The sequence below is a fragment of the Rhizobium halophilum genome (genome assembly GCF_021648825.1).
Classification (GTDB): domain Bacteria; phylum Pseudomonadota; class Alphaproteobacteria; order Rhizobiales; family Rhizobiaceae; genus Neorhizobium; species Neorhizobium halophilum.
This window is the reverse complement of sequence record NZ_JAKJHS010000001.1, coordinates 409,476-428,123: the sequence shown is the minus strand read 5'-3', so window position 1 is coordinate 428,123 and position 18,648 is coordinate 409,476. Positions and strand designations below refer to the sequence as shown.

General features: G+C 60.2%; 20 protein-coding genes. 12 read left to right on the top strand and 8 right to left on the bottom strand.

All coding sequences use genetic code 11. From position 1 onward, the window contains the following. Nucleotides 1-7 precede the first annotated feature (7 nt). Nucleotides 8-2,350 carry a hypothetical protein gene (locus LXM96_RS02210; RefSeq protein ID WP_239996701.1) on the top strand — a complete coding sequence of 781 codons (2,343 nt, stop codon included), beginning with the start codon at nucleotides 8-10 and terminating at the stop codon, nucleotides 2,348-2,350. Between the two features lie 60 nt (nucleotides 2,351-2,410). Here LXM96_RS02210 and rpoH read toward each other — a convergent pair whose 3' ends face one another. Next, nucleotides 2,411-3,313: an RNA polymerase sigma factor RpoH gene (gene rpoH / locus LXM96_RS02205; RefSeq protein ID WP_239996700.1), complete on the bottom strand. Its 903-nt coding sequence runs from the start codon at nucleotides 3,311-3,313 to the stop codon at nucleotides 2,411-2,413. A gap of 174 nt (nucleotides 3,314-3,487) precedes the next feature. After that, nucleotides 3,488-4,525: an RluA family pseudouridine synthase gene (locus LXM96_RS02200; protein ID WP_239996698.1), complete on the bottom strand. Its 1,038-nt coding sequence runs from the start codon at nucleotides 4,523-4,525 to the stop codon at nucleotides 3,488-3,490. Nucleotides 4,526-4,559: 34 nt separating this feature from the next. Between LXM96_RS02200 and LXM96_RS02195 the strand changes: the two genes are divergently transcribed. Together LXM96_RS02195 and LXM96_RS02190 are read left to right on the top strand one after the other, a co-directional pair. Continuing rightward, nucleotides 4,560-4,937 (top strand): hypothetical protein, encoded by a 378-nt coding sequence (locus LXM96_RS02195; RefSeq protein WP_239996697.1) that lies wholly within the window; start codon nucleotides 4,560-4,562, stop codon nucleotides 4,935-4,937. A gap of 3 nt (nucleotides 4,938-4,940) precedes the next feature. After that, a complete protein-coding gene (locus LXM96_RS02190) occupies nucleotides 4,941-5,795 on the top strand; it encodes a TrmH family RNA methyltransferase (RefSeq protein WP_239996695.1) in 855 nt (284 codons plus the stop codon). On the opposite strand, the gene LXM96_RS02185 is transcribed toward LXM96_RS02190, so the two are convergent. Both LXM96_RS02185 and LXM96_RS02180 read right to left on the bottom strand, forming a co-directional pair. After that, nucleotides 5,771-6,970 carry a coiled-coil domain-containing protein gene (locus LXM96_RS02185; RefSeq protein ID WP_239996694.1) on the bottom strand — a complete coding sequence of 400 codons (1,200 nt, stop codon included), beginning with the start codon at nucleotides 6,968-6,970 and terminating at the stop codon, nucleotides 5,771-5,773. The two genes, LXM96_RS02190 and LXM96_RS02185, sit on opposite strands and share 25 nt — an antisense overlap. A 146-nt stretch (nucleotides 6,971-7,116) precedes the next feature. Then, nucleotides 7,117-7,710 (bottom strand): DUF1134 domain-containing protein, encoded by a 594-nt coding sequence (locus tag LXM96_RS02180; protein WP_239997182.1) that lies wholly within the window; start codon nucleotides 7,708-7,710, stop codon nucleotides 7,117-7,119. 165 nt (nucleotides 7,711-7,875) lie between these two features. On the opposite strand from LXM96_RS02180, the gene chpT reads away from it, so the two are divergent. Then, a complete protein-coding gene (gene chpT, locus LXM96_RS02175) occupies nucleotides 7,876-8,523 on the top strand; it encodes a histidine phosphotransferase ChpT (protein WP_239996692.1) in 648 nt (215 codons plus the stop codon). Between the two features lie 94 nt (nucleotides 8,524-8,617). Next, a complete protein-coding gene (locus LXM96_RS02170; protein WP_239996690.1) occupies nucleotides 8,618-8,980 on the top strand; it encodes a response regulator in 363 nt (120 codons plus the stop codon). A gap of 148 nt (nucleotides 8,981-9,128) precedes the next feature. Here the strand turns inward: LXM96_RS02170 and ctrA are convergent, their stop codons facing one another. After that, nucleotides 9,129-9,827, bottom strand: coding sequence for a response regulator transcription factor CtrA (ctrA, locus tag LXM96_RS02165; protein WP_239996688.1), 699 nt, complete (start codon nucleotides 9,825-9,827; stop codon nucleotides 9,129-9,131). Between the two features lie 419 nt (nucleotides 9,828-10,246). On the opposite strand from ctrA, the gene LXM96_RS02160 reads away from it, so the two are divergent. Further along, the gene (locus tag LXM96_RS02160) at nucleotides 10,247-10,597 is read left to right on the top strand and encodes a flagellar export protein FliJ (RefSeq protein ID WP_239996681.1); all 351 of its coding nucleotides are present in this window, start codon (nucleotides 10,247-10,249) and stop codon (nucleotides 10,595-10,597) included. Between the two features lie 84 nt (nucleotides 10,598-10,681). Here LXM96_RS02160 and LXM96_RS02155 read toward each other — a convergent pair whose 3' ends face one another. The 3 genes from LXM96_RS02155 to LXM96_RS02145 all read right to left on the bottom strand — a co-directional run bounded on the left by LXM96_RS02155 (nucleotide 10,682) and on the right by LXM96_RS02145 (nucleotide 12,698). Then, entirely contained in the window at nucleotides 10,682-10,963 is a 282-nt protein-coding gene (locus tag LXM96_RS02155) for a GNAT family N-acetyltransferase (protein ID WP_239996679.1), read from the bottom strand. Nucleotides 10,964-11,156: 193 nt separating this feature from the next. Next, the gene (sciP, locus tag LXM96_RS02150) at nucleotides 11,157-11,432 is read right to left on the bottom strand and encodes a CtrA inhibitor SciP (RefSeq protein ID WP_018327815.1); all 276 of its coding nucleotides are present in this window, start codon (nucleotides 11,430-11,432) and stop codon (nucleotides 11,157-11,159) included. A 255-nt stretch (nucleotides 11,433-11,687) separates the two neighbouring features. Further along, on the bottom strand, nucleotides 11,688-12,698 hold the full coding sequence (locus LXM96_RS02145) for a DUF2793 domain-containing protein (RefSeq protein WP_239996677.1): 1,011 nt from the start codon (nucleotides 12,696-12,698) through the stop codon (nucleotides 11,688-11,690). Between the two features lie 419 nt (nucleotides 12,699-13,117). Between LXM96_RS02145 and LXM96_RS02140 the strand changes: the two genes are divergently transcribed. From LXM96_RS02140 to LXM96_RS02115, 6 genes are all read left to right on the top strand, one after another. Then, nucleotides 13,118-14,020, top strand: a complete 903-nt coding sequence (locus LXM96_RS02140) for a branched-chain amino acid ABC transporter permease (RefSeq protein ID WP_239996675.1) — start codon at nucleotides 13,118-13,120, stop codon at nucleotides 14,018-14,020. 1 nt (nucleotide 14,021) lies between these two features. Beyond that, nucleotides 14,022-15,410 carry a high-affinity branched-chain amino acid ABC transporter permease LivM gene (gene livM, locus LXM96_RS02135; protein ID WP_239996674.1) on the top strand — a complete coding sequence of 463 codons (1,389 nt, stop codon included), beginning with the start codon at nucleotides 14,022-14,024 and terminating at the stop codon, nucleotides 15,408-15,410. Further along, nucleotides 15,410-16,273, top strand: a complete 864-nt coding sequence (locus tag LXM96_RS02130) for an ABC transporter ATP-binding protein (RefSeq protein WP_239996667.1) — start codon at nucleotides 15,410-15,412, stop codon at nucleotides 16,271-16,273. The genes livM and LXM96_RS02130 overlap by 1 nt, the downstream gene beginning before the upstream one ends. Next, nucleotides 16,273-17,001: an ABC transporter ATP-binding protein gene (locus LXM96_RS02125; protein WP_239996665.1), complete on the top strand. Its 729-nt coding sequence runs from the start codon at nucleotides 16,273-16,275 to the stop codon at nucleotides 16,999-17,001. Before LXM96_RS02130 ends, LXM96_RS02125 begins: the two co-directional genes overlap by 1 nt. A gap of 23 nt (nucleotides 17,002-17,024) precedes the next feature. Beyond that, nucleotides 17,025-17,378, top strand: coding sequence for a DUF6867 family protein (locus tag LXM96_RS02120; RefSeq protein WP_239996664.1), 354 nt, complete (start codon nucleotides 17,025-17,027; stop codon nucleotides 17,376-17,378). Between the two features lie 137 nt (nucleotides 17,379-17,515). Further along, nucleotides 17,516-18,634 (top strand): branched-chain amino acid ABC transporter substrate-binding protein, encoded by a 1,119-nt coding sequence (locus tag LXM96_RS02115; protein WP_239996662.1) that lies wholly within the window; start codon nucleotides 17,516-17,518, stop codon nucleotides 18,632-18,634. The last annotated feature ends 14 nt before the right edge of the window (nucleotides 18,635-18,648 follow it).

The window sequence follows — 18,648 nt, the reverse complement described above, 5'->3', positions numbered from 1 at the left end:
AGTGCTGATGGCAGATTTTGTTGCGGTGATCCGCCGCGCCGTCGATGGTCTGGCGAAGAACACGCCGGAGATGCGCGAAAAGGTGTACGACAAGGCACGCGGCGCAGTTCGGCGGCAGCTCGAGAATATGAAGCCGGCACCGCCGGACTCGATGATCCATCGGCAGATGGAGAAGCTCGAGTCCGCGATCCTTTCGGTGGAGGCGGAGCACGCGGAAGCGCTTCCTGCCGAAGAGGCGGTTGTCGCCCCTATCGTTGCACCAGAGCCGGACTACGAGGAGCCGTTGGCCGAGGAGGCTCCAGCCGACGGCTATGAGCCGGCTTCTGCCGTTCAGGCTCAATGGCCCGAAGAGGGCGCGGATGAACCTTCGCCGGATGTGTATGCCGCTCCCCAAGAGCCGGAAGCTGTCCAGCAGGAGCACGCTCCCTACCACGAGGAGACCTATCCGGAGCCGGAACCGGCTCATGAGGCGCGCAGCGAGCAGGCTTATGACCATGCTCCGATCTACCGTGAGGAGCCTGTCGAAGATGCCTCCTACGGGGCTCCCTACGATGCCGCACCTGAGGGGCCCGCGACTGTTTCCGAGGAAGCACCGGAGGATGTGTGGCAGCCGCGCAACGAGCCGGAGCCCTATGCGGCGGTTGGGTCTTTAGATCATCACGTTCAGGAGCCACCCCAAGAAGAACAGCTGTCTCCGGAGCCTATCGGTCTTTGGCCGACTTCGGAGGCTGAGCATGCGCAAGACGGTGGGCAGGCGTTCACCAGTCCTTCGGTCGATGAAGCCGCGGAGCCGACTTTTGCAGAGGCCGCGCCGGCGACAACGGAGGTTGCAGACACCCCATCCTGGGATGGGCAGCCCGAGGCTGCAACCCCTGTTCAGGACGATGCCTGGCAGTGGCCGGAAGACCTCGATCCGCGACAGGAGGTTGGCGCCTGGAATGATGTTCCAGATCTGACGCCTCCACATGCGCCATCCCCCGCGCAGGACGCGGAAGCTCATTTCGAGGAGCAGACCTACGCAAGTGCGGCGTCGGTTAGGATGCCTTCCACCGAGGACTTCCCGATCTACCGCGACCCTGCAGCCGGTGAGGAGCCCAATCCTCAAGAACCGCTCGAAGCGGCAATGCCGGGCGAGGTTGCCAGCTTGGCAACCAGTGCAGCCCCAGCAACGGGAGCTTCCAAGGACCCTTGGGAGGATATCGAGGAACTTATCGGTTACAACCAGAGCGCCATGCCCGCGGGGCGCGCAGCAGAAGAGGACGTTACAGCGGCCGATGGGAGCGGTGACATGGTTCCGCCTCCTCCGCGGCCTTACCGGGTCGCGCCCAAGAAGCGCAACTACACAGCTCCCGTCCTCGCGGCCATAGGCTTCATTGTTCTCGCGGCAGGGGGGTACGCACTGTGGTTGAACCGCGATTCCCTTAGCGAAGTTGTCGGCGTCGGAGAGCCGCCTGCAGAAACAGCTCCTTCGGTCGAGCCAGTCGAGGGAGCCGTCGAGACGGCTGCCCCCGAGCCTGAGGTACAGGCGCCCGAAGCTGAGACGGCAGCAGAGAATGGGACGACTGCGCCGGCGGGTGAGGAGGTCGACAGCACCAAGTTCACCCAGCGGTTGCTGCCGGATGGGACGGAAGTTGACGAAGGCGCTGGACCCGTTGACACTGCCACGGAAGGGCAGTCTGTCGCTCAGCTGAACGCTCCGCCGGCAGCGCCCGTCGAAGCAGCTAATGCTGCAGGCGAGGAGACACAAGTCGCGCCATCGGCAACTCCCGCCGACGCGGCAGCGCTGTCTGGGGAGAAAATGTTCCTCTATGAAGAACGGGTTGGTCAAACAGCACCAACGGCGATCGAGGGTGCCGTCTCCTGGTCCCTGCAGCGGGAAGCAAATTCCAATGGCGTTCAGGAACCAGTCGTGCAAGGGCGCGTCAATGTGCCGGGAAGAGGGCTGACTGCGCTCATCACCTTCAAGCGCAATACCGACGCTTCGCTGCCCGCGAGCCATCTCATCGAGATCGTATTCGCCGTTCCTCCCGGCTTCGAGGGCGGCGCGATCGACAGCGTGCAGCGGATTGCGATGAAGCAGACGGAGCAGGATAGGGGTGATGCGCTGATTGCGGTGCCTGCCAAGATCACCGACGACTTCCACATGATCGCGCTCAATGACTTCCCGGATGCGCGGGCCACAAACCTTGAGCTTTTGCGGACGCGCAACTGGATGGACGTTCCCCTGGCCTATCGCAATGGGCGGCGCGCCCTTCTGACGCTCCAGAAGGGCGAAGAGGGGACGCAAGCGTTCAACGATGCCATCCGGGAATGGCAGCAGTTGAGCAGCAACAGCAATAGCGGCCAGTAAGTCGGCACAAAAAAACCGGCGGAGTGATCCGCCGGTTTTTTTCCAAGACCTGGTCAGTCGTTAGGCGTCGACGACGCGGAGCGCCTGAGCCTGGGCCAGCGCTTCCTTCTGCACGGCATCCTGCACCTTCTCGAAGGCCCTGACTTCGATCTGGCGCACGCGCTCGCGGCTGATATCGAACTCCGAGGAGAGTTCCTCCAGCGTGATCGGGTTGTCCGCCAGGCGACGGGCTTCAAAGATTCGCCGCTCGCGATCGTTGAGAACGGACATCGCCTTCGACAGCATACGCCGGCGCGTTTCCAGTTCGTCCTGCTCGATCAGCACCTGTTCCTGGCTCTCGTTGTCGTCGACGAGCCAGTCCTGCCACTGGCCGGATTCGCCCTCCGTCGCTCGGATCGGCGCGTTTAGAGAGGCGTCGCCCGAGAGCCTGCGGTTCATGGAGATGACTTCTTCTTCCGAGACGCCCAGCTTAGTTGCGATCTCGGCAACCTGATCGGGCTTCAGATCGCCCTCGTCAATGGCCTGGATCTTCCCCTTCATGCGGCGCAGGTTGAAGAACAGCCGCTTCTGGTTGGCGGTTGTCCCCATTTTTACCAGCGACCAGGAGCGGAGGATATATTCTTGGATAGAGGCTTTGATCCACCACATGGCATAGGTCGCCAGGCGGAAGCCGCGCTCCGGGTCGAACTTCTTGACCGCCTGCATCAGGCCCACGTTGCCCTCGGAGACGACCTCCCCGATGGGCAGGCCATAGCCACGGTAGCCCATCGCAATTTTCGCTACGAGACGAAGATGGCTCGTGACCAGTTGATGTGCGGCATCGCGATCCCCATGTTCGGCGTAACGCTTGGCGAGCATGTATTCCTGCTGCGGCTCAAGCATAGGGAACTTGCGGATTTCGTCGAGATAGCGGTTGAGACCGCCTTCTCCGGCGGTGATTGACGGTAAGGTATTCCGGGCCATGAAAGCACCCCCTTCTGATCTGTTTCCTGGCTCCCTCGTCACGAGCGACAGGCTGAGGCAAGCCAAACGGCATGGGTCATCATCGACCCCACACCGACCCAATTGCCAGATAAGTGCGGCAGAACGGTGATTCAAGAGATCACGAGGCCGTTATATCATTACAAGTTGTTCATACTATAGCGCATCGTCGCCCTGCTGTAGTGCGTCGATAAGGTGCTGCATGTCCTTTGGAACCGGAGCGGTGAACGTCATGACGTCTCCGGTCCGCGGGTGTTCGAAGGCCAGCAGGTAAGCGTGCAGCGCCTGGCGGCCGAAATCCCTTACCGTGCTCTTGGCCGGCTCGGGCAGCAGGTTTACCTTGGTGCGGAACCCGGCGCTATAATCCGGGTCACCAATCAGGGGGCATCCGATGTGCGCCATGTGGACCCGAATCTGGTGCGTGCGGCCGGTCTCTAGTTGGCATTCGATCAGCGAGGCAAGTGCCGTTGCGTCCGGTTTCTCCAGGAACCGCTCCAGCACCTCGTAATGGGTAACCGCTTCGCGGGCATCTCCGCTGGCTTCACGCTTGACGGCGCGCTTCGTTCGGTCGCCGGAGCGGCCGAGCGGCGCGTCGATCGTCCCCCTCAACTGCTTCGGCCGGCCCCAAACGACTGCCTGGTACGCTCGTTCCAAGGGCCCGGTGCGGCCGTGATCGGCAAACTGTGCCGCCAGATGACGGTGGGCGGCATCGTTCTTGGCTGCAACCAGGACGCCGCTGGTGTCTTTGTCCAGCCGATGCACAATGCCGGGGCGACGCACGCCGCCAATTCCAGAGAGACTGTCACGGCAATGATGAATGAGGGCGTTGACCAAGGTGCCGGTCCAGTTGCCGGCGCCCGGATGGACGACCAGACCTGCCGGCTTAGAGATGACGATGACGTCACTATCCTCGTATAGAACCTCGAGGGGAATATCCTCGCCCTTCGGTTCTGGATCCTCCGGCTCTGGCAGGATGATCTCAACCTGATCCCCGGCAGCGACCTTTCTCTTCGGTTCCGTACACACGACACCCTTGTGTCGGACAGCACCCTGCTCGATGAGGCTCTTGATCCGGCTCCGCGAGAATTCGCCCCCCAACGTTGCAGCAAGCCATGCGTCAAGCCGGCCCTCTGCCTCCTCTTCAGCCACCAGCACTTTCCTTGGTCGTTCGGCTTGTTTAAAGGGATCGTTCATTCATTGGACCCGACAGCAGCAAGGACACTCAGCAATGGCAAATCCTGATCTCGAAGAACAGGAAGAACCGCTTGATCCGGCAATGGAAAGGATCCGCCGGAAGATGGTGCTGCTGCAACTCGTTTCGGGCGGGATAATGTTCGTTTGCTTTATGGCGGTCCTGGCGGCGGTTGTCTACAAGGTCTCGCAGGGGCCCGAGTCACCTGTGGCGACGAACGGATTGGATGTTCCGGCGGACCAGCCGTTGACGTCATCGGTCGCCCTTCCTCCTGGCTTCGACGTTCGCTCGGTATCCCTTTCCGGATCACAGTTGCTTTTTTACGGCGTTGTTTCCGGTCAGCAGAGGGCTCTGGTCTTCGATCTTTCCGTTGGCCGCATCGTCGCCGATGTGGCGGTCGACGCAGCGCCCTGACCGATGCTGTCGCGCACCGATCCGATCTGGATTGACGATGCCGATGATCCGCGCGTTGCCGAGTTCCGCAGCATTCGGGAGCGAGACCTGACGGGCCGCGAGAACCGCTTCATCGCCGAAGGGACAGTGGTGCTGCGCATGCTGGCGGCCGCCCATGCGCGGGGAGGAGACTTTGTCGCGGAGAAGGTGCTGCTGCTGGAAAACAGACTAGCCGGGCTTGCGTTGGACCTGGCGTCATTTCCACCGGAGGTTCCAGTTTATGTCGCCAGCGCCGCCGTGCTGGACGCCATTGCCGGCTTCCATCTGCACCGCGGCGTACTCGCCCTTGGTCAAAGGCGGCGTCAGCCAGAGGCTCGGGAATTGATTGGGCAGCTTTCGCAGCGGGCACTTGTCGTCGTGGCGGCCGGGATTTCCAACCATGACAATATCGGGTCCATCTTCCGCAATGCTGCGGCGTTCGGAGTGGACGCGCTTCTGCTGGACCAAACCTGCTGCGACCCGCTCTACCGCAAATCGCTGCGGGTCTCGGTAGGGGCGGTGTTGAAGGTGCCATTTGCGCGCGGCGGTACGGTAGAAGGCAATCTGGCGCTTCTTCTCGAGCGCGGCTTCGACATCTGGGCGCTTTCTCCCTCCGGGCGCGTGGAGGTGAGCAGCATCACCCCGGGGCCGCGCACAGCACTGGTGACGGGGACGGAAGGGAGCGGTCTACCGGCGCCGATCCTGGAGAAGTTCAATACCGCCCGGATCGCGCAAGTGCCGGGGCTCGACAGCCTCAATGCTGCCACTGCGACCGGCATTGCTCTTTACCAGATCGCGAGCGCCCAGGGCCGCCTTCAAGACGCGCTGGCCGGCTCCTGAGCCGATAGAAGAGTGAGAGCGCGCGCAGCCAGGTTTTCGCGGTCGCCACTGCTCCCTTGGCCGCTCTGTTCGAGAATTGGGTAGAGAGGCGAGGCTGAACCTTCGGCGCGAGCGGTCAGGGCAATCATCGACGCCGCGATGGAGGCGAGTTCCTGCCGGAGCGCGTCATCGTTGTCATCCGTGCGGGCCTTCAGCAGTCGTTCCGACAGCGCTGTTGCCCTGTTGTGCGCCGTGTCGGCCATTTCGGACAACTGCGGAGACGCGGCGATGATTGCGGCGATATCCGCTCGGGGAAGGGAGGGGTCGCCTGCCAGTGGTGCAGAGTTCGACAGTGCGTCCGGCTTGCTCGCTGCGGATACCTTCACGCCTGTCTTACCGGACCTTGAGCTTGCCCTCGCGTCGATCGTAGCGGACTTCAGCTTCTGCTTGAGCCGTACGATCTCCTGGACCCGTCGCTCGAGCGCAGCTTCCTTGTCGGTACGAGATGCTACCTCGCGCGCCAGCTTGTCCTCCAGGCGTAGTACCCGATGCTCCTCCTGCGCCAGCCGTGCCTCCGCGTCCTTGGCCCGAGTCGTCTGTAACTTGACGTCTTGGCGCAGAGCCTCCCGCTCATCGCGAAGGCTAGCGATGCGGAATTTGAGATTTTCGACCTCCGTATCGCGTGCCGAAAGATCGATGCGCAGGTTATCGCCGTCAGCGGTCAGCTTGGACACGCGACGTTGCAGGTCCTCGATCTCCATGCCTTTCGCGGCATCCGCCTCTTCGGCAGCCTCTAGCGCCGCTTTCAGTTGCTGGATGTAACCATCTTCTTGCCGCAGGCGCGCGCGGAGATCTGCGGCTTCGGTATCCATGTCGGCGATCTGCATCTGCAGGTCGTGATTATCCGATTGAAGCTTTCGGGCCTCGTCGGCGAGCTTGTCATGGCGCAGCCTCAAAGCAAGCCCGCTATCTTTCTCGCGCACCAACTCCTGCTTTGTCCGGGCGTTCTCTGCCGCATAGACAGCACGCGCCAGATCACGCTGTGCACGAACTTCCTGCGGGCTGATCGGCAGTGTCGCCTTGATCCGGTTCTCGGTGTAGCGGACGATGCGGCCATGGATGGCGGGCGCAATCAACATGACCAGGAGTGCCGCACTGAGAAAGCCCAGGCCGAAGAGAAGAGCGAATTGGATCACAACAGGGCAATCTCGCCGGCTTGGACGCAGAACGGGTCGGTGGGCCGTTTAAGCACAATGGCTTTGGCGCGGCAAGCGATGCTGCATGATTCGGTGTAACAAGATGTCATCATGATCCCCCGACGGCGAGGGGATAATCCAGCGGATCAGAAAGGGTTCCAGGTCGGGCTTCGCGTCAGCTTCAGATAGCCGACATTGATGCCAAGACGTGCGCCTACGCCGGTGCGGATTGGAACGAGCACAACGTCGCCTTGGCGCAGCACCGTCATGCCGACGCCCGCGACGACGAAGGCTGAGCCAGAGACGCCGCCGAAGCGCGTGTAAAGGCTTTCAATCGAGGGGAGGTCGTAGACAAGCATCATGGCTCGCGAGCCTTGGCCACCATAGTCGATGCCGAGGGAAGGACCCTGCCAGAAGACAGGATGCTGTCCGGCATTCTTCGTGTAGAGCTCACCTTCACCATACGTGAGCCCGGCAATGAAAGCTCCCGATCCCTCCTGGCCGAGGATATAGCCGTTCGGCAGGCCATACTGCTCGAAAGCCTTCTCCACCACCTTTGCCAAGCCACCGCTCGCATTACCGAAAAAACCGTGGCCCGCGTCAACGATCTCCTGGGCGCTGTATTGTGAGCCGCCGCTTTGCGCGCGTGCCACGCCGCCGAAGCCCAGGCATGCCACTGCCAGCAGTGCGACTGCGAGGGCCGTGAGGCGGGCCAGCGGGAAAGTCGGGAAAAAGCGCATCATCCAAATCCGTTCTGTCTGTCCGTGCGGGTAGAGCCGCATATTGCGGTGATCGCCTTAACAATCGGTTTACCAAATATGTTGTCATTATGGCGCAGATCCCGCACCACTTTCGCACAACCTTAGGACGGCATTTGTGGCGGCGTAACACATCAGGAGACGAGCATGCCCAGGAACCCGAATCTTACTCTTGATGGGCCAGATCTTGCGGCGCTGCTATGCAGCCGTGTCTGCCACGACGTGATCTCCCCGGTAGGCGCCATCAACAACGGGCTGGAACTGCTCGACGAGGGTGGCTCTGACGCTGATGCGCTCGACCTGATCCGGACCTCGGCGCTCAATGCCGCGGTCCGGTTGAAGTTTGCGCGGCTTGCCTTCGGCGCTTCGGGGTCCGTGGGTGCGTCGATCGACACCGGCGAGGCGGAGAAGGCAGCGAAGGACTTTGCCGCAGCCGAAAAGAAGACGGAAGTCACCTGGAACGGACCGCGCGCGATCATCGCGAAGAATCGGGTGAAGCTCCTGCTCAATCTCTTTCTCGTCGCCTATGGAGGGATACCGCGGGGCGGCTCGATCGACGTGACGCTCGAAGATCCTGAACAGGAAGCCAAGTTCAGCATCACCATTCGCGGACGCATGATGCGTGTGCCGGCGAAGTTCGTCGAAATATGCTCCGGCGAGATGGAAGAAGCAGTCGACGCTCACTCGATCCAGCCTTACTACACCGTGCTCCTCGCCGAAGAATGCGGCATGGAGTTGGGATATGTCGTCTCTGAAGACAAGATCGTCTTCACCGCCAGGACCGTCGCTGCCTAGGCACCTTTTGCGGTAACCATTCCTTAGTTGCCTCCGGCCTACCTTGAACAGGCGCCTCTTCGATCGAAAGAGCCGCCTGTTTAAGGGAGAGGTCATGCAGCGTCTGATGATCGCCGACGGATCGGACGTCGTACGCAAGGTAGGCAAACGCATCCTGGCGGAATTGGGCTTCCTCGTAGCAGAGGCTGCCTCGTCCGAGGAGGCCCTCGGTCGCTGCCAACTGGAGCTTCCTGCCCTGTTGATCGTGGACGCGGGGATGGAAGGCGCCCTGGATCTAATCCAGAACGTACGTGCGCTGCCGAACGGGAAGAGCGTCCGGATCTATTATTGCGTCATCGAAGCCGACCTGAAGAAGATGATGCTCGGCAAGCGTGCCGGAGCCAATGATTTCCTGCTCAAGCCGTTCGACCGCAAGATACTGACCTCCGTGTTCGCAGGTTTAGGTGTGGCAGCCTGAGCTGTTTCAGAACGATATTTCTAGTCAGAGCTGAATGATCTGCCGCCCCGCCAGAGGTCGTGGCAGGTCGTCTTCAACAATAAAAACCACGAGAAACGCCCGCGAGTTCGCGGGCGTGTCCGGGTAGGGAGAAGGGCCCTCGTTGGGCTCAGGCACTTTCGGCGAAGTCGCCTTCCGGCTCGCGCAGCACATAGCCGCGGCCCCAGACGGTTTCGATGTAATTGGCGCCACCGGCGGCGTTTGCGAGCTTCTTGCGCAGCTTGCAGATGAAGACGTCGATGATCTTCAATTCCGGCTCGTCCATTCCGCCGTAAAGGTGATTGAGGAACATTTCCTTGGTTAGCGTCGTGCCCTTGCGCAGCGAGAGCAGCTCAAGCATCTGGTACTCTTTGCCCGTCAGGTGGACCCGCTGGCCGCCAACCTCAACGGTCTTGGCATCCAGGTTCACGATCAGCTCGCCGGTGATGATAATCGACTGCGCGTGACCCTTGGAGCGCCGCACGATCGCGTGGATGCGAGCAACCAGTTCGTCCTTGTGGAAAGGCTTGGTCATGTAGTCGTCGGCGCCGAAGCCCAGGCCGCGGACCTTGTCCTCGATGCCGGCCATCCCGGAAAGGATCAGGATCGGCGTCTTCACCTTGGACAGGCGCAGTGTCCGGAGCACCTCGTAGCCCGACATGTCGGGGAGGTTCAAATCCAGAAGGATGATGTCGTAATCATAAAGCTTGCCGAGATCGACGCCTTCCTCACCCAAATCGGTGGTGTAGACGTTGAAGCTCTCAGACTTCAGCATCAGCTCGATGCTCTGCGCTGTCGCGCTGTCATCTTCGATGAGTAGAACCCGCATGTTTTTCCCCTTTACCGCCGCTAAGTAGTCCGTGGCCCTACGCGTTACGGATCCAGACTGTGCCTGATTTGGAAGCTGCCACCAAATGGTTAACAAATTCTGATTCACTTAGCAAAGGTGTATCGTCATTATTAAGCATAAGAAGGCACCCGGTTGATTTTCCATCAGGATTGGCCATCGCCTGACTTGAACAACTACGTGAGGAAAATCCCGTAAGTGATTCATGCGACTCTTACATTGTCGCGCCAATTAGGCCTTGGCATTTACCGACCCTTAAATGATCAGCCTTATTGTTAATGATGCCCGTAAACGAAAGGTTAACGCGGAAGGGTTTTGATTAACGCGCAGGCGTTTTTTTTAACCCTTGGTGTACCAAACGGGTCACAGCGGGCTGGTGCCGCTACCATGGAGTATTGCGTATGAAGTCGCGTGACAGCCTGGTTCGCCTGAAGGAATTTCAGGTCAACGAGAAGCGTCGTCAGCTGCAGCAATTGCAGATGATGATGGCCGAATTCGAGCGGATGGCTAAGGAGCTCGAATATCAGATCGGCCTTGAAGAAAAGAAGTCGGGGATCACCGACCCGAATCACTTCGCTTATCCCACCTTTGCCAAGGCGGCGCGCCAACGCGCCGACAACCTGCAGGTGTCCATCCGTGATCTGCGGATACAACAGGAGGCCGCCGAGCTTGCTGTCGAAGAATCGCAGGCGGAACTTGAAAAAGCGACCGCTCTCGAAGAGCGGGACGGGACGATGCGCGCCCGCGCCTGACGGCCTGGCTGTTGACGGGTGAGGCGTCCAGCACGTTCGGGCGTGCGGACTCCCCACCGCTGAGGACCTGACGCAAACGGCGCATCAGCCGCTAATGACGTCCTGCCAATCGGCATGGCGTCGAGCCTGGCTCTTCACGAAGGGGCAGAGCGGGATGATCTTCCAGCCGTGCAGGCGCGCATCCTCGACCGCGCGTGCTGCCAGGGCCTGCCCAACTCCCCGGCCTCGCAGAACATCCGGGACGCCGGTATGGTCCACGATAATAAGAGTTGGGGAGGTGCGGGAATAGGTAAGTTCCGCCTCATGTCCATCCAGCACCGCAACATATCGTCCGCCGGACGTCGACTGCTGATGTTCGATTTCCATCTGATCCTCCGCCTGGGCATCCTGGCCAAGACGTAGAGCGCCGAGGGGATTTCACAAGCGTTGGCAATGCTGGCTGGAGGAGGTCTTCGTTGCCGAAGCCTCTGGTCGGACGGGTATCAACGTTTGAAAGCGCAAAAGGCGCCGCGGTGTGGTCTCCGAGCGGCGCCATTCCGGGCATCTTTTAGATCGGCAGCTAGTGGCGATATTGCTGGATGCGCGTCGTACGCAGACCGGCGAGGCCATGATCGTTGATTGACGACTGCCAGGAGAGAAACTCCTCGACGGTCAGCGTATAGCGTTCGCACGCTTCTTCCAGGCTCAGAAGTCCACCGCGGACCGCAGCGACCACTTCTGCCTTGCGGCGAATAACCCAGCGTCGGGTATTGGCCGGCGGAAGATCGGCGATCGTCAACGGACTGCCATCGGGGCCGATGACATATTTCACTCGCGGGCGTATCATTTCGGTCATGGAACTCTCTACACAAACACAAGACCACGTCGCGAAGGCTAGCGCCGCAGATTTAACATTTACCTAAATGTGGCGAAGCATTTGTTCCAATCTTCGCAGAAGGGCGCTTCTGGCTGGGTGGACTGCAGGAAAACACTGGGCAGCTTGGGCGTTCCCTGCTTCTGCGGCCGCATAGCCGCAACGCCATGAACTGCCTTACTTGCAGACGGGCGGAGAGAACCCCGCCCGCGCCGGCGATGGATACAATGGCGCATCTCACAGGAGATAGGCTGCAAGTGTCGTCTTGTGCGGACCTAGATCGATGCTGGCGGTGCCGCTGTGCCCAAGCATGAGAAGATCGCCCGCAGCCAAGGTTGCGATTATAGTCGCGGAATGAAGTCCGGTGCCGCCGGGCAAAGCGAGAAGGGGTACGTCGCTATTCATCAGAAGGGTGGTGACATGTCCGGCCGAGGAGGCCACCGACACGGTCAGGCTCAGGAGGAAGTTGCCGCTGGCGGGAACGACAATTGCTTGACCGCCTGCCGCCATGGTGCCCTCCAGTGAAAAGCCCCCTTCGGATTGGGAAAAATCTGTGAAGCCGCTTTGTTGGCCGTCCGCCGGAGAAAAGCTCGTGCCCGCGCGATAGGCGCGTGCCATCGGCTGGCTCGGCCGGGAGATGCGGCCACTCGGATCGATTGCCAGAGCGGTTCGCCACGCGTTGCCATCGCTGAAGGACAAGGCGTTGTCGCCTGCCAGGCCGATTTCCGCATGCCCGACCCAGCCGGACTGAAACACCAAAGTGGCGTTATCCGTCGGCGCCTGCTTGTTGATCTTTAGTTGATGACCACTTCCTGCGTGGGTGAACAGGCTGGCCGCTGCGGAGACGGCGAGGCGGTTCGTTTCATCGGGTGAGGCTGCTATGCCCAATCGCTCGAAGCTAGCGGCCGTCGGCAATATGTCGCGCCACTGGCCGCCCGTGAAGACCTTCAGCGCCAGGTCAGACACGAACCAGGCTCGCCATCCTTCGCGAGGAAGAAGAAAATTCCAGGCCCCGTCCTGCCAGGTGGCAACGTGGCCCTGCCGCCCGTTCCATTCCGCCGATGGATCCGGCCCGACCGCAAATGCTGCCCCGTCTTCGGCTGAAGAAGGAGGCGCGGCCTGCTCGCCGGCAATGGTGAGGTGCACAAGGGCGTCCAATGTCAGAAGTGCTTCATTGTGGGTGACGTGCTTCTGCGCCTGGGACGGCAGGATAAACGGCAGGTTCAGGTTTGGCGTTGCCTTGCTCATCGTCTTTCTCCTTTGGGAGAAGAGTAGAGGGAGATTCGCAGAGGTGAATCTGACGTGTGTTAAGTTCAGGTTTTTATTGGCCGGGCCGACAGTTCCATGAGCCAGGGGTGCTGCACCTGAAAGCTGCCGGCATCACTACAGCGCCGCGTTGCTGCGTTGCGGAAGGTTTGCTGCGTCGCACCTAGTATAAGCGCTGGCAAGAGCTGCTAGTGGATGCGGCAATGGCCTGCATCTTTTTCGACGTCCGCGCTCTTTCTCTGTGCAGCCTGTTGAGAACCCGGCGCTTTTCGCCTTTCTCTCGGCTTTTTGTCTTCACATTTCTGCCGAAAACGGTATGGATGCCCCGGAAGTGAAGAGACCCGCTTGGGTCGACAATACAAGAGATGCGGCCGACGGGGATCGCATCCGGGGGAAAACATATGGAGTACTTCGTCCAGCAGCTCATAAACGGGCTGACTCTTGGATCTATCTACGGCCTTATCGCGATCGGCTATACGATGGTCTACGGCATCATCGGGATGATCAACTTTGCCCATGGTGACATCTTCATGCTCGGCGCCTTCGCCGCACTGATCGTCTTTCTCATCCTCACATCGTTCTTTGCAGGCATTCCGGTCGCGCTGGCGTTGCTGGTGATGTTGATCATCGCGATGCTGATGACGAGCTTGTGGAACTGGACCATCGAGCGGGTAGCCTATCGGCCGCTGCGCGGTTCGTTCCGCCTGGCGCCGCTGATCACCGCCATCGGCATGTCGATCGTGCTGTCGAACTTCATCCAGGTGACGCAGGGCCCGCGCAACAAGCCCATCCCGTCGCTCGTCACGGATGTCTACCACTTTGGTAACATCACGATCTCCCTGAAGCAGATCATAATCATTGCCGTGACGGCTGTGCTGCTGACGATCTTCTGGTACGTGGTCAACAAGACGCCGCTTGGCCGCGCTCAGCGCGCCACTGAGCAGGACCGCAAGATGGCAGCGCTGCTGGGCGTGGACGTCGACCGGACCATTTCCATCACCTTCATCATGGGAGCCGCACTCGCAGCGGTCGCCGGTACCATGTATCTGATGTACTACGGTGTCGCGACTTTCAACGATGGCTTCATTCCGGGCGTCAAGGCCTTCACCGCAGCCGTTCTCGGTGGCATCGGCTCGCTGCCGGGTGCCGTGCTGGGCGGTCTGCTGATTGGTCTGATCGAGTCGCTCTGGTCGGCCTATTTCACCATCGCCTACAAGGACGTGGCCACCTTTGCGTTGCTCGCCTTCGTGCTGATCTTCAAGCCGACCGGAATCCTTGGTCGTCCGGAAGTGGAGAAAGTCTGACATGGCACAGTCTCCTGCTACGGAAAACAGCGGCCTGATGGCTCAGGCCGTCAAGGAGGCCTTGGTCGCCGCGGCAATCTCCTTTGGCCTTTTCGTCCTTTATGTCGGTATTGAAACCTATCAAGACATCAACAATGCGCTGGTCTGGCGCACCCGGTGGGGACTGCTTGCAATCTTCGTCGTGATTGCTGCCGTCAGCCGCTTCGTCGTCGTCGGCTTCATCAAGCCCCATCTCGACAAGCGGAAGCGTGACAAGGCCAAGGCCGGCATCCCGGAAGTCTCCGATGGGAAGACCTTCTTCCAGAGGAACTTCCTGAAGCTCGCCCTGGTGGGGCTGCTGATCTACCCGCCGCTTTCGGTCATGCTTGCAGGGACGCAAGGGTCGCTGAAATACGTCGATAACTTCGGCATCCAGATCCTCATCTACGTGATGCTCGCCTGGGGCCTCAACATCGTCGTCGGCCTTGCGGGCCTGCTCGACCTCGGATACGTCGCCTTCTACGCTGTTGGCGCTTATTCCTACGCGCTGCTGTCCCAGCAGTTCGGTCTTTCCTTCTGGGTTCTGCTGCCGTTGTCCGGTATTCTTGCCGCTTTCTGGGGCATCATCCTGGGCTTCCCCGTGCTGCGCCTGCGGGGTGACTACCTCGCCATCGTGACGCTGGCGTTCGGGGAAATCATCCGCCTCGTGCTGATCAACTGGACAGATGTGACAAGGGGAACCTTCGGCATCTCAGGCATCCCCAAGGCCTCCTTCTTCGGGATCTGGTCCTTCGACGTCGGCGCGGACAACAATTTCACCAAGGCGTGGGGTCTCTCCATGTCCTCTGCCTACTACAAGATCTTCCTCTTTTATCTCATTCTCGCTCTGTGCATGCTGACCGCCTATGTGACGATCAAGCTTCGCAGGATGCCGATCGGTCGTGCATGGGAAGCGCTGCGCGAAGACGAGATCGCCTGCCGCTCTCTCGGCATCAACACAGTGACCACCAAGCTGACGGCTTTTGCCATTGGCGCCATGATTGGCGGTTTTGCCGGGGCGTTCTTTGCCACGCGCCAGGGCTTCGTGTCGCCGGAGAGCTTTGTCTTCCTGGAATCAGCCGTTATCCTGGCGATCGTTGTTCTCGGCGGCATGGGATCGCTGACAGGCATCGCGATCGCTGCGATCGTGATGGTCGGCGGAACGGAAGTTCTGCGCGAGATGGAGTTCCTGAAGCACGTCTTCGGTCCCGATTTCACGCCGGAACTCTACCGCATGCTGCTGTTCGGCCTGGCAATGGTCGTGGTTATGGTCTTCAAGCCACGCGGCTTCGTCGGCTCCCGCGAGCCGACGGCCTTCCTCAAGGAACGCAAGGCCGTATCGGGCAGCTTCACCAAGGAGGGCCACGGCTGATGACCCTCGGAACGAATGTGATGAAAAACGAAACCATCCTTAAGGTCGAGCACCTGTCGATGAGGTTCGGCGGCCTGATGGCCATCGACGACTTCTCCTTCGACGCCAAGCGCGGCGACATTACCGCGCTGATCGGCCCTAACGGGGCAGGCAAGACCACGGTCTTCAACTGCATCACCGGCTTCTACAAGCCGACGATGGGCATGATCACCCTGACCCAGAGGGACGGCGATCAGTACCTTCTGGAACGGCTTCGCGATTTCGAGATCACCAAGGTGGCCAAGGTTTCGAGGACCTTCCAGAACATCCGGTTGTTTTCCGGTCTGACGGTTCTGGAAAATCTCCTTGTGGCCCAGCACAACGCGTTGATGAAGGCCTCAGGTTACACGGTTCTCGGGCTTCTCGGCTTGCCGGCCTACACCAAGGCTTCGGCTGCCGCCATCGACAAGGCCAAGTACTGGCTGGACAAGGCCAATCTGACGGAGCGTGCGGACGATCCCGCGGGCGATCTGCCGTACGGGGCTCAGCGCCGGCTCGAAATCGCCCGGGCGATGTGCACCGGACCGGAGCTTCTATGCCTCGATGAGCCTGCCGCCGGTCTCAATCCGCGCGAGTCTGCGGCACTCAACACGCTCCTGCACTCCATCCGCGACGACGGCGCATCGATCCTGCTGATCGAGCACGACATGTCTGTGGTGATGGAAATCTCTGACCATGTCGTGGTGCTGGAATACGGTCAGAAGATTTCTGACGGCACGCCGGATCACGTGAAGAACGACCCGAAGGTCATTGCGGCCTATCTCGGCGTCGAGGATGATGAAGTTGAACAAATTGAGGAACAGCTTGACGAGGGGAGGATCTGATGTCCGGTGAACCCCTTCTGAAAGTCGAGGGCGTCCAGACCTTCTACGGCAATATTCGGGCGCTCGACGGCGTTGACGTGCATGTGAACCGCGGCGAGATCGTCAGTCTGATCGGAGCCAACGGTGCCGGTAAATCGACGCTGATGATGACCATCTGCGGCAGCCCGCAGGCACGCCATGGCTCGATCATCTTCGACGGCGAGGACATCACCCAGCAGCCGACGCATCTGATCGCGCGGCGGCGGATCGCGCAGTCGCCTGAAGGGCGCCGCATCTTCCCGCGCATGACGGTCTACGAAAACCTGCAGATGGGCGCCGGCCTCGATAACCTCAAATATTTCGATGAGGACGTGGAAAAGATTTTCACGCTGTTTCCGCGCCTGAAGGAGCGGCAGAGCCAGCGCGGCGGTACGCTTTCAGGCGGCGAGCAGCAGATGCTGTCTATTGGGCGCGCGCTGATGTCACGTCCGAAGCTGTTGCTTCTCGACGAGCCGTCCCTCGGTCTCGCGCCGCTGATCGTCAAGGGTATCTTTGAGGCAATCAAGAAGCTTAACGAGGAGGAAGGCCTGACCGTCTTCCTGGTGGAGCAGAATGCCTTTGCTGCGCTGCGCCTGTCACACCGGGCCTACGTCATGGTCAACGGCAAGGTGACCATGGCGGGTACGGGCAGGGAGCTTTTGACCAATCCGGAAGTGCGCGCCGCCTACCTCGAAGGGGGCCGGCATTGAGCCGCGCGTCAGGGAGACAATAGATGCAAGGGTTATTCTTCGAAACTGATACCGGCGTCCGCTATGTGCTGCGCGCTCTCGTCTTGCTGGTCGGCTTCTGGACCGCGTGGCGCACCGGCAAGGCCGTTGCTGAAGGCTGGGAGGGCTATGTCATCGTCGTGGTGTACACGGCGTTGCTTGCCATCCTGATGCGCTTCCTGCACTTTGCGCTCTTCGAGGGGCCGTTCGTCAGCCCCTTCTATTATGTCATCGACTTCTTGCTTCTGCTGGTGCTGTCGACGATCGGATTCCAGATGCGCCGGACACGTCAAATGGTCGACAACTACTACTGGCTCTACGATCAAACCTCCGCTTTCTCATGGAAGAAGAAAGATTGACAGTCGTGAAAAACTGTCCTCACATTGGGACGGTTCAACACGACAAAACCTTAGAGTGGAACAGTTTTCCGGCGCGATGAAAGTGGGTATCGCGCCCGGATCTAAATCCAACCCGCTATAGAACTGGGAGTTAAATAATGAAGAAATCTCTCCTTTCCGCCGTTGCACTGACAGCCGTTGTGGCATTCGGTGGTACCGCATGGGCCGATATGGTCATCGGCGTTGCCGGTCCGCTGACCGGTGCGAACGCTGCATTCGGTGCACAGCTTCAGAAGGGTGCCGAACAGGCTGCCGCCGACATCAATGCGGCTGGCGGGATCAACGGCGAGCAGGTCAAGATCGTTCTGGGCGATGACGTCGCAGATCCGAAGCAGGGCATTTCCGTTGCCAACAAGTTCGTTGCTGATGGCGTGAAGTTCGTCGTCGGCCACTTCAACTCCGGCGTTTCCATCCCTGCCTCGGAAGTCTACGCCGAAAACGGCATCTTGCAGATTACGCCTGCTTCGACCAACCCGGAGTTCACTGAGCGTGGCCTGTGGAATACGTTCCGCACCTGCGGCCGTGACGATCAGCAGGGCGGCATTGCAGGCGCTTACCTCGCCGAGAACTTCGGCGATGCCAAGATCGCCATCATCGACGACAAGACCCCCTACGGTCAGGGCCTTGCCGAAGAAACCAAGAAGGCAATGAACGCTGCCGGCGTCACCGAAGTGATCCGTGAAGGCGTCAACACTGGCGACAAGGACTTCTCCGCCCTCATCGCCAAGATGAAGGAAGCCGGCGTTTCGATCATCTACTGGGGTGGCCTCCACACCGAAGCTGGCCTGATCATTCGTCAGGCTTCCGACCAGGGTCTCGACGCCACGCTCGTTTCGGGTGACGGCATCGTTTCCAACGAGCTTGCTTCCATCGCCGGCGACGCCGTCGAAGGCACACTCAACACCTTCGGCCCAGACCCACGCCTGGCGCCGCAGAACAAGGAACTCGTCGAGAAGTTCCGTTCTTCAGGCTTCGAGCCGGAGGCCTACACGCTGTACTCCTACGCCGCGATGCAGGTAATCGCTGAAGCTGCAAAGAAAGCTGGCTCCAACGATCCGGAAGCTGTTGCGGAAGCGATGAAGGCCAACACCTTCTCGACCGCGCTCGGCGACATGGGCTTCGACGAAAAGGGCGACCCGAAGCTGCCCGGCTACGTCATGTATGAGTGGAAGAAGGGCGACGACGGCAACTACACCTACGTCCAGAAGGAAGACTGATAGGTGTGCCGAAA